This window comes from Actinomycetospora sp. C-140 (genome assembly GCF_054796175.1).
Map to the genome: position 1 here is coordinate 1 of NZ_JBTWNF010000010.1, position 15,501 is coordinate 15,501.

At 69.8% G+C, this 15,501-nt stretch carries 11 protein-coding genes; 4 read left to right on the plus strand and 7 right to left on the minus strand.

The genetic code is table 11. The annotated features are described in order from the left end of the window. Positions 1–115 precede the first annotated feature (115 nt). Positions 116–1,054: a fumarylacetoacetate hydrolase family protein gene (locus ACR9E3_RS17320; protein WP_460381630.1), complete on the minus strand. Its 939-nt coding sequence runs from the start codon at positions 1,052–1,054 to the stop codon at positions 116–118. Between the two features lie 225 nt (positions 1,055–1,279). Between ACR9E3_RS17320 and ACR9E3_RS17325 the strand changes: the two genes are divergently transcribed. Next, on the plus strand, positions 1,280–2,350 hold the full coding sequence (locus ACR9E3_RS17325) for an alpha/beta fold hydrolase (protein ID WP_460381632.1): 1,071 nt from the start codon (positions 1,280–1,282) through the stop codon (positions 2,348–2,350). Beyond that, a complete protein-coding gene (locus ACR9E3_RS17330; RefSeq protein WP_460381634.1) occupies positions 2,347–3,777 on the plus strand; it encodes a wax ester/triacylglycerol synthase domain-containing protein in 1,431 nt (476 codons plus the stop codon). The genes ACR9E3_RS17325 and ACR9E3_RS17330 overlap by 4 nt, the downstream gene beginning before the upstream one ends. 705 nt (positions 3,778–4,482) lie before the next feature. On the opposite strand, the gene ACR9E3_RS17335 is transcribed toward ACR9E3_RS17330, so the two are convergent. Beyond that, positions 4,483–6,000 carry a hypothetical protein gene (locus ACR9E3_RS17335; RefSeq protein ID WP_460381636.1) on the minus strand — a complete coding sequence of 506 codons (1,518 nt, stop codon included), beginning with the start codon at positions 5,998–6,000 and terminating at the stop codon, positions 4,483–4,485. Between the two features lie 1,029 nt (positions 6,001–7,029). Between ACR9E3_RS17335 and ACR9E3_RS17340 the strand changes: the two genes are divergently transcribed. Both ACR9E3_RS17340 and ACR9E3_RS17345 read left to right on the plus strand, forming a co-directional pair. Next, positions 7,030–7,707 carry a response regulator gene (locus ACR9E3_RS17340; RefSeq protein WP_460381638.1) on the plus strand — a complete coding sequence of 226 codons (678 nt, stop codon included), beginning with the start codon at positions 7,030–7,032 and terminating at the stop codon, positions 7,705–7,707. Between the two features lie 49 nt (positions 7,708–7,756). Then, positions 7,757–8,986, plus strand: coding sequence for a GAF domain-containing sensor histidine kinase (locus tag ACR9E3_RS17345; protein ID WP_460381640.1), 1,230 nt, complete (start codon positions 7,757–7,759; stop codon positions 8,984–8,986). A 129-nt stretch (positions 8,987–9,115) separates the two neighbouring features. Here the strand turns inward: ACR9E3_RS17345 and ACR9E3_RS17350 are convergent, their stop codons facing one another. The 5 genes from ACR9E3_RS17350 to glpX form a co-directional block, all read right to left on the minus strand. After that, the gene (locus tag ACR9E3_RS17350) at positions 9,116–9,760 is read right to left on the minus strand and encodes a response regulator (protein ID WP_460381642.1); all 645 of its coding nucleotides are present in this window, start codon (positions 9,758–9,760) and stop codon (positions 9,116–9,118) included. 146 nt (positions 9,761–9,906) lie between these two features. Continuing rightward, entirely contained in the window at positions 9,907–10,575 is a 669-nt protein-coding gene (hxlA, locus tag ACR9E3_RS17355; RefSeq protein WP_460381644.1) for a 3-hexulose-6-phosphate synthase, read from the minus strand. Between the two features lie 214 nt (positions 10,576–10,789). Then, complete coding sequence (tkt, locus tag ACR9E3_RS17360; protein ID WP_460381646.1) at positions 10,790–12,943, minus strand: transketolase; 2,154 nt, start codon at positions 12,941–12,943, stop codon at positions 10,790–10,792. Between the two features lie 49 nt (positions 12,944–12,992). Continuing rightward, a complete protein-coding gene (locus tag ACR9E3_RS17365; protein ID WP_460381648.1) occupies positions 12,993–14,333 on the minus strand; it encodes an ATP-dependent 6-phosphofructokinase in 1,341 nt (446 codons plus the stop codon). A gap of 59 nt (positions 14,334–14,392) precedes the next feature. Then, positions 14,393–15,388, minus strand: a complete 996-nt coding sequence (glpX, locus tag ACR9E3_RS17370) for a class II fructose-bisphosphatase (RefSeq protein ID WP_460381650.1) — start codon at positions 15,386–15,388, stop codon at positions 14,393–14,395. Between the last annotated feature and the right edge of the window lie 113 nt (positions 15,389–15,501).

Sequence of the window (15,501 nt, forward strand, 5' to 3'; positions counted from 1 at the left end):
ACACCTCCTCCACGACCGGTGATCCGCCGGCTCCGCGCGCCGTGCACAGGAAAGGGCCCCCGGGCGGGAACTCCTGCCCGAGGGCCCTTTCCGTCGTCGGGTCGACGACCGGGGATCAGGTCTCCACCAACACCGCATTGGTCAACGTGCCCACGCGCTCGACCGTCACCGACACCGAGTCGCCGTCGCGGAGGAAGACCGGCGGGGTCCGCGTGTAGCCGACGCCTGCCGGGGTCCCGGTGGCGATGACGTCTCCCGGCAGGAGCGTCATGGTCTGCGAGAAGTAGCTGATGATCTCGGCGACACCGAAGATCATGTCGGACGTACTGGCCTGCTGGAGGGTCTCGCCGTTCACCACGCAGGAGACCTCGAGGTCCTGCGGGTCGGGGATCTCGTCCGCCGTCACCACCCACGGCCCGAGCGGGCAGAAGGTGTCGAAGGACTTCCCCCGCACCCACTGGACGTCGGCGAACTGGACGTCGCGAGCCGAGACGTCGTTGCAGGCGGTGTAGCCGAACACATGGTCGAGGGCGTCGTCGACGGCCACCCGGTGGGCGACCTTTCCGATGACCACCGCGAGCTCGGCCTCGTAGTCGACATTCGTGGTGTCGGCCGTCCGGTAGCGGATCGCGTCGCCGTGCCCGACGAGGCAGGACGGGTACTTGGAGAACAACAGCGGGTTCTCCGGGATGTCGAGCTGGACCTCCGAGGCGTGCGGTTTGTAGTTGAGGCCCACGGCCAGGATCTTCGACGGCTGGCTCAACGGTGACAGGAACCGCACGTCGGCGACGGGGACCGGATCGATGCCCGGCCCCACCAGTTCCCCGCCGGAGACTGCCCGGAGAATCGATTCCCCCTCGCCGCCGCCTTCCACGATGAGAGGGATCACCTGTGTGTCATCGATGCGGCAGGCGGCGATCGTGCCGTCGGGGAGAACAGCGCGCGCGAGCTTCACGGGATGGTACTCCAGATGGGATGCGGAGGGGGAGACGAGATGGTGGTTTCGGAGAGGGACTTCGAGTTGGCCGCGGACGGCCCCACCCGAGATCTTCATCGCCGCGGTCTTGGCCGTTCGGGAACGTACGGGCCCGCTGACTCGAGCATGCCCTCGATCATGCGCGCATGGACGTCGATGTACATCAGTGCTCCGGAGCTTCAGACGGTCCCACTGCGGCGAAGGACGTCGGGGGCGGGACCTGGCGGCCTCTTGGCGAGGTCAAGATGGCTGTATACAGTAGCACCGACACCTAGCCGAGACATCGTTCTCGTGGAGGGCACCATGGTCCATCCGCACGGACCGGGATACGCGCTGCCGGACGAGGATGTGCACGACTATCGGGTCGCCGACCGGACCCTGCGCTACGCCGACGTCGGCGAGGGCCCCGCGATCGTGCTCATTCACGGTCTCGGCGGGTCGTGGCAGTCCTGGCTCGAGAACATCCCGGCCCTTTCACGTGGCCACCGGGTCATCGCGTTGGACCTGCCAGGCTTCGGGCGGTCCGAGAGCCTGCCCGCGCACTCGGGGGCCAACGAGTTCGTCGAGGCGATCGACGGGCTGCTCGCCCATCTCGGGATCACGTCGGCAGTGATCGTCGGGCACTCCCTCGGCGGCCTCGTGGCCACCCTCGTCGCCGAGCGCCGCCCGGGTCTCGCGCGGGGCCTCGTCCTCGTCTCCGCGGGCAGCGTAGGGCTCGGCCGGGCCCGGCTGGCGGCGATCGGAGCGGGCTTCGGCCTTTTCGACGCCGTGGTGCGCCGTACGCCGCTGCTCGATCTCGTCGCCACCCACCCCAGCCTGCGCTGGATGTTCCTGCGGTGGGCGGTCCAGCGACCCACCACCCTGGACCCCGACCTCGCCCGCGAGGTCATCCCCGCGATGAAGGCGCCCGGCTTCGCCGACGCCGTCGCCTCCGGGGTCGAGGTCGTCCGAGCCGCGGAGCCGGTCCGTGTGCGGTGCCCGACGATGCTCATCTGGGGTCGCGATGACCACCTCATCCCGCTGTCGACGGCGCATCGGCTGCGCCGTTCGTTGCCCGGCGCCCGACTCGCGGTGCTCGAAGACGTCGGGCACTGCTCGATGTTCGAGTGGCCGGAGGTCTTCGACCAGATTGTCCTCGGCTTCCTGGACGAGCTCGACCGCGGCACCGCCCCGCCCCCCGACCGCTTACCGGCAGGGCACGAACCGGTCGCGTGGTACGCCCGTCCCCGCCAGACCGGGGTGGTGCGCGCGGTCGTTCGGCTCGCGCGCCGCGGCCGTCGTCGGTTGACCCAGATCCTCGGTCTCGCCGCCCCGCTGCGGGTCGTGGCGGGTCCGCCCCCGCTCACCGGCCGCTCCCACCAGGAGATCGCATGACCACGTCGAACGAAGACCAGGAGGACGCCCGCCGGGCGTGGGCCGAACTGGCCGCCTGGGGTACCGGGACCGAGCTCAACGCGCTCGACTCGTTGATGTGGCGGACGTCGCGTCCTCCGGCCGACTCGTGGGCCGCGGTCGTGGCCATCGTCCTCGACGCCGAACCGGAGTGGGAGCGGCTCTGGAACGCCCATCAGTGGGCGCTGCGGATGGTGCCGCGGTTCACCGAGCGGGTCGTCGAGCCCGCCGTGCCGACCGGACCGCTGCTGTGGTCGCCCGACCCAGCGTTCGACCTCAAGCATCACCTGCGCCGAGTCGCCCTACCCGATCCTGGCTCGATGGATCAGCTCCTCGAGATCGCGCAGACCCTCGCGGTGGAGCCGCTCGACGCCGAGCGCCCGCCCTGGCGCGGGGTGTTGGTCGAGAACCTCGAGGGCGGTCGGGCGGCCTATCTGCTCCACTGCCACCACGTCCTCATGGACGGGGCAGGGGCGACCCAGCTCATGGCCCGGCTGCTCAGCCGTACCCCGGAGCACCAGCCCGACAAGCCGCTCCCCGACCTTCCGCAGCGCCCGCAGCACTCGCCGCTCACCGCGGCGTTGCACGGGGTGAAGGGCCAGGTCGAGGGCGCGCCCGGGTTCGTCAAGGGCGCGGCGGCGCGGGCTCTCGGGGCCCTGCGCAGCCCTGGCGACGTGATCGACTACGTCCGCTCGCTGGTACGGGTCGCCTCGCCCCCGCCTCCCACGCACAGCCCGATCCTCGCCGGCGGCGGCGACCGGATGAACTGGCGCTTCGAGGTGTTCGAGTGTCCGATCGCCGACCTGAAGAAGGCCGCCAAGTCGGTCGGCGGCACCGTCAACGACGCGTTCGTCTGCGCCGTGCTCGGTGGGCTGCACCTTTACCACCTCGGCAAGGCCACCGAGATCGATGATGTCCCGATCTCGATGCCCGTCTCGGTACGTGACCCGAAGGACCCGATGGGCGGCAGCCGCTTCACCGCCGCCTTCTGGTCGGCGCCTTCCAGCGTCGCCGACCCGGCCGAGCGCATCCGACTCATGCGCGAGCGGGTGGAGAAGCTCCGCGGCGAACAGGCGCTGGACTTCATCAACACCCTCACCCCGGCGATGAACCTCCTCCCCGGCGGGGTCGTCGCGGCGACGCTCGGCGCCCTGACGACGAGCGCGGTCTTGACGACGAGCTCGTGGCTCGGCGTACGGGAGCCCGTCTTCATCGCCGGGGCGCGCTTCGAGCGGATGTGGACCTTCGGCCCTCTACCGGGCACGACGATGTGCGCGACGATGGTCACACACGTCGACACCGCCTGCATCGCGCTCAACGTGGACGCCTCGGTCTACACCGACCAGGAGCTCCTGCGCGAGAGCACCCAACGCGCGCTCGACGAGATTCTGGAGCTGTCCGGGAAGTGAGCGGCGAGCTCGGCTCGCCAGTTCGAGGGGTCGTCTCGACATCGGCACACACGGCCTCGCTGTTGCCGAGCTCGAGGCGGGACGTCGACGCGCGCCCCGGTCCAGGCCGACCAGACGCGCTCGCCGTACATCTGATCGCCGAGGTCGATCGGTTGACGCTTCGCCAGCCGACGGTTGCGCGACCTGCGTGCGGGGCCCCGGCCCCGTCCGTGAGCACGCTGTCCGCGAGCGCGAGGAACAAGCTGGTGTTCACGAAGACCGCCGGATGGCCGCGGGCCCAGGCGGAGCGGATGTCGTGGTGGCCGGGGAAAGAGTTCCAGTCCGCCTCGATGTGCGAGATCATCCGACGCAGGCTCACTGCGATCTCGCATCGACCAAGACTGAGGCGACCACGCCGACAACGGCAATCGGCAGCCAGCCGCCGTTAAGTGACGTCGCGTGGCGCGATAGCTGCGGCGTCGCGGACGGCGGCGGCGTGCGCAGGAGACGTCGTGGCGGCGATCCAGAGGGAACCGGTCGACCGCACACATCGTCAACCTGAGCATGACCGCCTCAGCATCAAGCCGTCGCCACCGTGACCCCGTCAGCGCGCTGTTCGCCTCCGCCCTCAGCGGAGACATCTGCGCCGAGCACGCCCTGAAAGAGCTCGCCATTCACGATGATCGGGCGGCCGAGGCGTTCTGCGCGCTGGCCTACGTGAATGATTCAGCCGCATCCGAGGCCGGTCCTGCGGATGTCGCCGCGACCGATCAAACCGTCGCGGCGGTCATCGACGCCATCACCCACAGGTCCAGGTCGGCGTGACCCGCTCGTCGAGAGGCGCGTCGCCCTGGTCGGGACCGGCGACGCCTCGCCCGTCTCGCCCACGGCGCCGGTGGTCCACTCCTCGAGGCTCAGGCGGGACTCGGTGACGACCGCGCCGGCCTCCCCGGCGTTGAGGCGCTCTTCGGTGGTGCGCTCCCCGACCGCGGCGGCGGCCGGGACCGGGCACGGCGGGAGTCGCCACTTGCTCGCTGCGGAGGATTTCGCCGCGCAGGCGCTCAGCTTCCGATGCGCCGAGCGCCCCGACGCAACAAGGGCGGCGAGCCGCTCGAGCTTGGACAGCTTGTCGTCAGCACCGCCGCCGCTGATTCGCTTCGTGTCGGCGATCCTGTTGATCTGTGCTGCCAACGCCCGTGGTTCACCAAGGGCATCGGGGCTAATCGCGATCGAGAACCGCCACTCGGGGTGGACGACGATGAAGCGAGCGGAGCGCGTGTCCGTGGTCTCCTTCTTGGCCGTCGCCATCCCGACGAGGAGCGCCGATCCCGGCAGCACCGCTCCAGCAGCCATACGGGTCATGGTCGGTCGGTGATGGACGAGAACCTGTCCATCGCACTCGACCGAGGCGCTGACGTCGCCATCGAACAGTTGGCAGGCGTCGGCCAGGATGATGCGGTCGTCGTACACCATGAGTTGTGGCATCGAGCCGAACCCCACCGGATTCAGCTGGTGAACGGTGCCGATGAAGCGCGCCCGTCGCCGTAATTCGCCAGCTTGAACAAGCTCATCGACTTGCGCCTGCAGGCTCTTCTTGAGTGCGCCGCGGGCGAAGACTGGGCCTTCAGAGCGTAGCTGGAGCGCGCGGTGAATCAGTCGCTCCTCGCCCTGGACATCCCCCTCGGCTGCCCTACCCGCAGCTTGTCGGAGCAGCTCCGAGCCGCGGCGCTCGACGTCGGCGACTCGGTCTTCGCGAGACGCCTTTCGATCGCGCGGCACCTCTGCCGACGGCGCGGCCGTGCCGACGCGGCTCCCGCGCGGTGGTCCAGGCGGAATCGGGCGAGACCGAAGATCGCTCACGAGCGCTGCGAGGGCCTCGGTGTCGCGCTCGTGTACCAGCGTCGTGATGGCTATCGGCTGCCCGTGCTCGTCGTCGCGAACCAGGCGGACACCCATCCTGCCCTTCGGCAAGGCGAAGCCGACCAGGTCCTCAGGGTTCAGGACAAGCTTCGGTGGGCGGCGATGAAGATCGTCAGTACCGAAGATCAGGCGTGCGGACGTGACGGCCAAGATGTTGAGCAGCGGTCGCAACGAGTTGACGAGGAACAGGCCACGAAGTTCTTCTGCCTCGTCCAGGTGGGGCTCGAGCCGCGAGGCAAGCTTGGCCGCCTTGCGACTGGTCCCCTGCCCGCATACGAGGTCGCCGTCAGCGCCGGGCCGGTCATCATCGTCCTGGTAGAACACCCATCCCGGTGGCGGCGGGCCCCAGGCGGGATCGGGTCGCCACCCTGCGGCCGCTTCCCAGCCGCGCGGTGGTTGAGGCCAGTTCGGCGGTGCGGTCCAGCGCGAGGCCATATCCCGTTCCTACCCACGCTGCGCGGAGCCCATAGGCGAGCCACCCATCTGGCGGTAGAACGTCTGTAGGCGTGGGCCGTAGCGCGCTGACGGGTCGTTCATCTTGGACGGGGAGCAGAGCGCCCTTGCTCGGTGAGGTCGGAGAGCGACTGTCCTCGAGATCCCTCCGCGTGGTGCGGGTCGTGGTGCGAATTGGGGTCTACCAGAGGCTCGTGGAGCCCTCAGAGACACGCCAGCGAGAACAAAGGCCCTGGTAGGAGCCTTGAGAAGCACCTTCCCGCGTTCTTACAAGCCGTCGGTCGCAGGTTCGAATCCTGCCGCGCCCACCGAAGGTCAGAGGGTTCCAGAGCTCCGAGAGACACCGAGACCCACCAGCGGCACCTCGAGGCCGCAATTCTTGCGGGCTTCGCGCAGGGCGACCACCTTCCGACCGTGAAGGCTCTCGCTACCGACGACCAGGTCGCCGTGGGCGCGGCCCACGTGGCTCCTCGCGACCCTGCGAGCACTCGGGACGAGTGACACCGACCGACCGTTCACTCCGGGGTGACCGTGTCTCTCGGTGCCCATTTCGATCGTCGTCGTGAGCCGAGGAGCGGATCCGGAGTTCGCCTCGCTGCCGGATTCGGGGCTGCGGCCACCCAACTCGCTGCGAGCCGCTTTCCGATGTCACGCCGCCCGTATGTCGCAGATTGTCGGGCTCGATAGTGGGCTCGATAGTGGGCAAACCGGTCGAGAAAGCGCTCGAGACACGATGTCTGCGTGACGATCCGGCGAGGTCGCGGCGAGAAGGCTCGCGAGTCGGGGCCACGATCGGAGAGCACCGGGCCCGATGCCGGCGCGCCCAGGTCTCCGGAAACCCCCACCCGGTTCACCACTCGACCTCTGCCCGGTGACAGGTCGTTCTCCTAGACTGACGTGATGGCGTCCATCACACCAACCGCAACAAAGCCGCTGCGGGTGGTCGTGGTCGACGATCATGAGGTCGTTGTCGCCGGGCTCAAGGCGATGTTCGCGCCGTTCACCGAACGGGTTCGCGTGGTCGGCTCGGCGCAAGGGGTCGACGAGGCGCTCGAGGTCATCGCATCGCAGTCCCCGGACGTGGTGCTCGCCGACGTGCGCCTGGAGGGCCAGAGCGGCCTGGATCTGTGCCGGCGCCTCGGAGAGCAGACCCTCGTGCACCGGGTGGTGCTCCTCTCGGTCTACGACGATGAGCAGTACCTGTTCCAGGCGCTGCGCGCGGGTGCATCGGGCTACCTGCTCAAGCACATCCACGGCGAGGAGCTCGTCTCGCAGCTCGAGCTCGCGGCGGACGGTACGACGGTCATCGACCCCAGGATGGCCGGTCGGGCGGTCAGCTCGGCCGCACGCCTCAACCGCGACGAGTTCTGGCCCGGCGCGCACCTCGGTCTCAGCCATCGCGAGAGCGAGGTACTGGCGTTGCTGGTGGCGAGCTGTACCAATCGTGCGATCGCGGCCCGTCTCGTCGTCGGGGAAGAGACCGTGAAGACCCACGTGCGTGCCGTGCTGCGCAAGCTCGGAGTCGGCGACCGCACGGCGGCGGTGGCGCTGGCATTGCGAGAGGGAGTGTTCCGATGACCAGGAGACGCACGGACCCGGAGAGCGCACCGGCGCCGGGGCGGAACGGATGATCGGAAGCCTGGGGTTCGCCGACCCGGAGCGCGAGAACGCCGTCCTGCTCGCCATCATCGAGGCGACAGCGAGCGGCCCCGATCCGGAATCGCGAGCCGCCGCCGTCGCCGGGGTGATCACCGACGCCACCGCCACCGACGTCTGTTTCGTCCACGTCCTCGACGACTCCGAACAGTCGCTGACGCTGCTCGGGGCCACGCCACCCTTCGACGCCCACGTCGGGTCGGTGCACCTGCCCCTGGGTCACGGGGTCAGCGGTTGGGTGGCCAGCCACGAGGAGCCGGTGGTGATCCTCGAGGACAAGGAGGCCGATCCGCGCTACCTGCCCATCCCGGCGCTGCGTGGCCAGGAGTTCACCTCGATGGTCTCGGTCCCGATGATCAGCCCTCCGTGGGGGCTGACCGGGGTGCTCAACGTGCACACCCGCGAGCGACACGACTTCGACGACCGCGACGTGCGCCTCCTGCTCGCGATCGGGCGTCTCCTGGCGGGTGGGGTGCACCAGGCCCGCATGCACCGTCAGCTCGCCGCCCGGGAACGCGCCCACGAGCGCTTCGCCGAACAGATCGTGGCCGCGCAGGAGACCGAACGGCGCCGCCTGGCCCGCGAGATCCACGACGGAGTCTCGCAAGGGCTGGTCTCGCTCTCCTACCACCTGGACGCCGTGATCTCCCATCTCGATCGCGGCGACCCGGATTCGGCACGCGACGACATCGCCGCCGCCTGCGCCCTCGTCGACAGCACCTACGGCGAGGCCCGCGCCGTCAGCGGCGCGCTCCGGCCTCCCGTGCTCGACGATCTCGGCCTCACCGGGGCGCTCGCCGCCCTGGTCCACGGCACCCCTGGCGGCATCGCCACCTTCGCCGTTTCCGACGACGTCGACCTTCCCGACCACGTCGAGACCGCGATCTACCGCATCGCGCAGGAGACCCTGCAGAACGTGATCAAGCACGCAGCGGCCAGCCGGATCACCGTTCGACTCGACACGGACGGCGGCGACGTGCGCCTCGTGGTGGCTGACGACGGCATCGGGTTCACCCCCACCGCGACATCGGAGGACGCCGGGGACGACGGCGGATTCGGGCTGGCCTCGGTGCGCGAACGCGCCGAACTCCTCGCCGGCACGCTGCACGTCACGACCCGCCCCGGCGAGGGCACCACGGTGACGGTCACGGCCCCGGTTCCCGACCCGCTCGGCTCACGCGACAAGGCCATCAGCACCTGAGCGCCGCCACCGCGCCCGACCCACACGTGCACCGACCTCCGCGGACTCCGGAGTCGGTGCTGCCGCAATCGCCACCGGGACCGATGACCCGGTGCCCGGCGTCCCCGGCTCGCGCGAGGCGGCGACCCGTCAGTGGAACAGTCCCTCGCGCAACGTCGCGGCGAGAGCTGAGGCGCGATCGTGGACCCCGAGCTTGCGGTAGATCGCTCGCACATGTGTCTTGACGGTCTGTTCGCCGACGACCAACCGCCGGGCGATCGCGCTGTTGCTCATACCGACCACGATCAGCGCGAGGACCTCGCTCTCCCGCAGGGTCAGTCCCAGGCGTCCGCCGGGCCAGTGCTCCTCCCACACTTCGGTCCGGGTCACGGTCGACGGCGCTGCCGGCGGCATTCTCGGGTCGACGACCACCTCGCCCGCACGGACGCGGAGGATGGCTGAGACGAGCTCCTCGGCGGAGACCTTCTTGAGCAGGTAGCCGCGCGCACCGGCTTCGAGCGCGTGGGTGAGGAAGTGTTCGTCATCGTGTGCGGTGAGGATGACGACACGCGCGTCCGGGGACCACGTGACGAGCTCGCGGCAGATGTCGAGCCCGTCGGCGTCACCCAGTCGCATCTCGCTGAGCACCACATCCGGAGCGAGTTCCTCGGCGAGCTCCACTCCTGTGCGTGCATCATCGGCTTCCCCGATCACCCGGACCTCGGGGTGGCCGGCCACCATCGTCCTGATACCGGCCCGGACCATCTCGTGACCGTCGATGATCACGACGGTCACCGGAGAGCTCAACTCCCCCGGACCTTCCCTGGTGATCCCCGTCGGCGACGGTGCGTACCCGGTCACGAGGGGTGGCAGCGTCCCGTCGCCGAGCTGGAACCCGGCGCCCTGCCGACCGACGAGGTCGGCAGGGCGCCGGGAGCCCGTCACCGCGCGCCGACCGTGGGGAGCTCCTCACCGACGGGGGGAAGACCTGCCGCGTCGCGCACGGCCTTCGCGGCGGCGGCGGGGTCGTCGGCCGAGTAGATCGACCCGCCGACCACCGCGATCTCCGCACCGGCCTCCTTCACCGAGGTGATCGTGTGGACGCTGACCCCTCCCGCGATGGAGAACGGCACGCCTGCCTCGCGGCCATCGGCCAGCAGCGACTCGATCGAGTAGTCGGGTCGGGCCTGCTCGTCGAGTCCGGCGTGGATCTCGACGAAGTCCACGCCCAGCTGCGAGACCTCGCGGATGCGGCGTACACGGTCGTCCGTCACGGTGATCATGTCGGCGACGACCTTCCGGCCCGCCTTCTTGCCGGCCTCCACGGCCCCGCGGATCGTGTCGTCGTCGGCCGTGCCCATCACGGTGACCAGATCCGCGCCGACGGCGAACGCCAGGTCGGCCTCGAGCTGGCCGGCGTCGGCGGTCTTGAGGTCCGCGAACACGAGCCTGTTCGGGTGGGCGGACTTGAGTGCACCGATGGCGCTGACACCCTCGGCTTTGATCAACGGGGTCCCCAGCTCGAGGATGTCGACGTACTCGGCGACCTGGCGTGCCAGGGTCAGCGCCTCGTCGAGCGTGGGAACGTCCAGTGCTACCTGCAGCTTCACGGCGTCTCCTGATCTGTTTTCGACGTGCTCCCGGTCGGAGCGGTCTTGAATTGAGCACCATCGTGCCTCGACGAGAGATGCTCGACGGTTCGATCCGAAATCGGACCGCCCACCACCGCGGCCCTCGCCGGCCGCACGAATCGGAAATTCCTCTCCTCTTTGGTTCGACGGTCGATCCCGATGGCGATGCGGACAGGAATTGCCCGGGCGGGGCTCATGTCGAGGCACGCGACCACGTGCGGCGTGCCGCGTCGACGACGGCGTCAACGGTGAGTCCGAACTGCTCGTACAGGGTCTGGTGGTCCGCGCTGGCCCCGAAGTGCTCGAGGGAGACGATCTCGCCCCGGTCGCCCACGAAGCGGTGCCAGGACATCCCGACCGCGGCCTCCACGGCCACTCGCGCGGTCGCCGCGGGCGGCAGGATCCGCTCGCGGTAGGACTCGTCCTGGGCGTCGAACCACTCGACGCACGGCATGGACACCACGCGGGTGGGCACCCCCTCGGCCTGGAGGACCTCGCGAGCCGAGAGGGCCAGCGCGACCTCCGAGCCCGTGGCGATCAGCAGGAGCTCCGGCGCCCCGGCGTTCGGCCCGGTGGGATCGGCCGAGGCGATCGTGTAGCCACCGCGCATGACGCCCTCGGCGGTGACTCCGTCGAGGATCGGGACGTTCTGGCGGGTCAGGGCGAGCCCTGTCGGCCCGTCCGGCGTCTCGAGGATGCGGCGGAACGCGGCGGCGGTCTCGCGGGCGTCGGCCGGGCGGACCACGGCCAGCCCCGGCATCGCACGCAGCGCGGCGAGGTGCTCGACCGGCTGGTGCGTCGGACCGTCCTCACCCAGCCCGATCGAGTCGTGGGTCCACACGTAGATCGTCGGCAGTTTCATCAGTGCGGCCAGCCGCACCGCCGGACGCATGTAGTCGCTGAAGACCATGAAGGTCCCGCCGTACACGCGCGTGCCGCCGTGCAGAGTGATCCCGTTGAGAATGGCGCCCATGGCGTGCTCGCGAACGCCGAAATGCAGCGTGCGCCCGTACGGCGACGCCTGGCCCCACATCTCGGTCTTGATGGTGCTCGGGCCGAACGAGTCGGCCCCCTTGATCGTCGTGTTGTTGCTCTCGGCGAGGTCGGCCGATCCGCCCCAGAGCTCGGGGAGCTGGTCGCCGACCTTCTCGAGAATCTTCGCGAGCGCCTTCCGGGTGGCCACCGGGTCCTCGTCGGGACTCCAGTCCGGCAGATGGTCGACCCAGCCGGCGGGAAGCTCGCGCCGGCGCATCCGATCCCACAGCTCGTGGCGATCCGGGTTGTCCCGCGCCCACGCGTCGAAGGATTTCTGCCAGGCACGACGCGCCTCTCGGGCCCGTTCACCCACGGCCCGGGTGTGCGCGAGCACGTCGTCGTCGACGGCGAAGCTGACGTCCGGATCGAAGCCGAGGATCGTCTTGACGCGCGCGACCTCGTCGGCGCCCAGCGCCGAGCCGTGCGCGGCGCCGGTGTTCATCTTCTCCGGTGCCGGGAAACCGATCACGGTCCGCAGGGCGATGAAGGACGGTCGGGCGGTCTCGGCGACCGCCCTGTCGAGGGCCTCGCGGATGCCGGCCACGTTCTCGCCGCCGCGCACCGACTGGACGTGCCAGCCGTAGGCCTCGTAGCGCTTCGCCACGTCCTCGGACAGCGCGATCGACGTGTCGTCCTCGATCGAGATCCGGTTGTCGTCGTAGATCACGACGAGGTTGCCGAGCTGTTGGCGGCCGGCGATCGAGGACGCCTCGGACGTGACCCCCTCCTCGATGTCGCCGTCGGAGGCGATGACGTAGACGACGTGGTCGAAGGGGCTGTCGCCGGATGCTGCGTCAGGATCGAACAGGCCCCGTTCGCGGCGTGCCGCCATGGCCATGCCCACCGCCGCACCCAGGCCCTGGCCGAGCGGACCGGTGGTGATCTCGACACCCGGTGTGTGGCCGTGCTCGGGGTGGCCCGGAGTCTGGGAACCCCAGGTGCGGAGCTGCTCGAGGTCGTCGAGCTCGATTCCGTAGCCGGCCAGGAACAACTGCAGGTACAGGGTGAGGCTCGAGTGGCCGCAGGAGAGCACGAACCGGTCACGACCGGCCCAGTCCGGGTCCGACGGATCATGTCGCATGACGTGCTGGAACAGCGTGTAGGCGAGCGGAGCCAGCGCCATCGCGGTTCCCGGATGGCCGCTGCCGCACCGCTGGACGGCGTCCGCGGCGAGGACGCGGACGGTGTCGACCGCACGCGCGTCGAGGTCCGACCAGTCGTCCGGCACCGAGACTGCGAGGAGGGAGGTGACCTCGTCGAGGACACCGGTGTCGGCGCGCGAGGGACTTGCTTCCACACTGTTCACGACCATGCACTCCTGAGGTGTCGGTCCACGTTGCTGACGGCGCCCGCGAGCCTGTTCATCGCCCGACGAGCGTCTCGGGCTGGTTGGTCGCTTCGAGCACGGACATCCACAGGTCGCCGTCGGGATCGACGCGGTTGCGGTGACTCGTGATGAGCGGCATGGGGATGTGCACGAACCGTCGCCTCCACCGGACGACGACCGTCTCTGTCCGGCCGGCCATGGCAGCGTGGACCGCGGCGTGCGCCAGGCGGAGGCAGTAGACGCTGTCGTAGGCGTTGGCGGTGACGCTGCGGATGGAGTAGCTCGGGTCGATGTAGCGCAACGTCGGTGAGAGTCCGACCCGGGTGAGGTGCGCCTCGATGCGGTCGGTGAGGAACTGCCCGATGTCGCCGAGCCGGACGTTGCCCGAGACGTCGGTCGCTCCGTTCCCGTCGAGGTGTCCGGCCGCCTCGAGCAGGTCCTGCCCGGCGCCTTCGGCCACGACGATCACGACATGGCCCCGGTTCAGTACGTGATGCTCCACGCGGGCCAGCAGACCCTCTGCCCCGTCGAGGTCGAACGGGACCTCGGGGATGAGCACCATGTCGGCACCGTTGTCGGCCAGCGCCGCGTAGCAGGCGATGAACCCGGAGTGCCGACCCATCAGCTTCACGATGCCGACGCCGTGCTCGTGGGCCGCGGCCTCGGTGGCGACCGCGTCGATGAAGTCGGTCGCCCGCTCGAACGCGCTCTGGAAACCGAATGACTGGTCGGTGTAGGGCAAGTCGTTGTCGATCGTCTTGGGGATGGCGATCACCGCGATGTCGAGGCCGCGGCGGGTGATCGCGGAGACGAGGCGCATCGCCGCGCGGATGCTGCCGTCGCCGCCGATGACGAAGAGGATGTCGACGTTGCGCGCGATGAGGGTGTCGACCATCTCGTCGGCGTCCTGATCGCCACGAGAACTGCCGAGGATCGTGCCTCCGGACCGGGTGATGTCGGAGAAGTCGCTGTGCGACAGATCGATCGTGTCGTCCCGGTACTTGACCGTCAGTCCCCGGAGCCCGTTGCGGAAGCCGAGGATCCGCCGTACCCGGTAGTGCACGGTGAGCTCCTGGACGACCCCCCTGATCACGTTGTTCACGCCGGGGCAGAGCCCGCCGCAGGAGACGATGCCGGCCGTCGTCACGGCCGGGTCGAAGTAGATTCGCCGCCGTGGTCCGGCCGTCTCGAACGACGGGAGGTCCGCGGCAGGCGTCGCCCCGATCACCGAGATCGTGTCGTCGAGCATCACCCGGTCGTCCTCGTGGACGAAGTGCGGAGAGGTCTGCTTGTCGGCGAGCCGCGCGGAGAACGGCGACGGGTAACGGCCTTCTCCGAGCGTGCGGATGCGGAGATCATCCAGATGCACCGTCACGATTCATCCCCCGGAACTGGGTGGTCTGCGGTCCTTGAGGCTCGGATCCCGGCCTCGGGTCACCGCGGGAGGGCCCGCTCGAAGGTGATGTGTCGGATGAACTGCACCCATCCGTTCGCGATCAGGAGCGACTCGGCGAGAGTGCTGTCGTCGTCGCGTCGTGGCGCCGCCAGCAGCGCGCCGCCGCTGACGCCGGACGCGGCGAAGACGGCGTCCCCCGAGACGAGATCGTCGCGGTCGTAGACCTGCTCGATGCTCATCCCGGCGTCGCGGATCGCGGCGGCCTCCTCGGCGGTCTTGGGCGCCAGCCGCCCCAGCATGCCGCCGCCGAGTGCCCGGACCGCGGCCGCCGTCATCACGCCCTCCGGGGTACCGCCGACCCCGAGCAGGAGGTCGGTGTCGGAGTTCGGGAGGAGCACCTCGAGCGCCCCTGCGACATCACCGCCCGGCGGGCTGTGCACTCTCGCCCCCGCCGCCAGCACCTGCGCGATCAGCCCGTCCGCCCCGCGGTGGCGGGGCTTGTCCATGATGACGACTCGGAGCTCCGTCGCGGGCTTGCCGAGGGCCTCGGCGACCTTCTGCAGGGTGCGTTCCGGGGGATCGTCGAGATCGACGGAGCCGCGGGCCGCCGGCGGAACCACGATCTTGTCCATGTAGAAGCCGGGTCCAGGCGACCAGAAGGAGCCCGGTGCGCCGAGCGCGATCGTCGACATGGCGCCGGGAAGACCCATCGCGCAGAACGACGTGCCCTCCAGAGGATCCACGGCGATGTCGAAGTCGGGTCCGCCGTCGCCGTCCCCGACGACCTCACCGTTGAACAGCATCGGGGCGTCGTCCTTCTCTCCTTCCCCGATGACGACCGTCCCGCGTCCGGGGACGTGCGTGAGCGCGCGACGCATGGCATCGGTCGCGGCGCCGTCCGCGGCTTCCGCGTCGTGCCGGCCCACCCACGCCGAGCAGGCCAGGGCGGCGCTGTGGGTCGCTGCGATCGCCGTCGACCCCAGGACGTCGAGATAGACGCGCGGCTTGCGCAGCGAGTCGTTCTGGACCTGCATGTCGGACTCCACATCTCGTCACACGCCCTCGAGCAGGCGTCACGGGAGTGGTCCTGGTTCGACCACCCGTCGTACAGGGCGCGTGCTGGGAAGGACCGTTCGTCGGGGAGGAT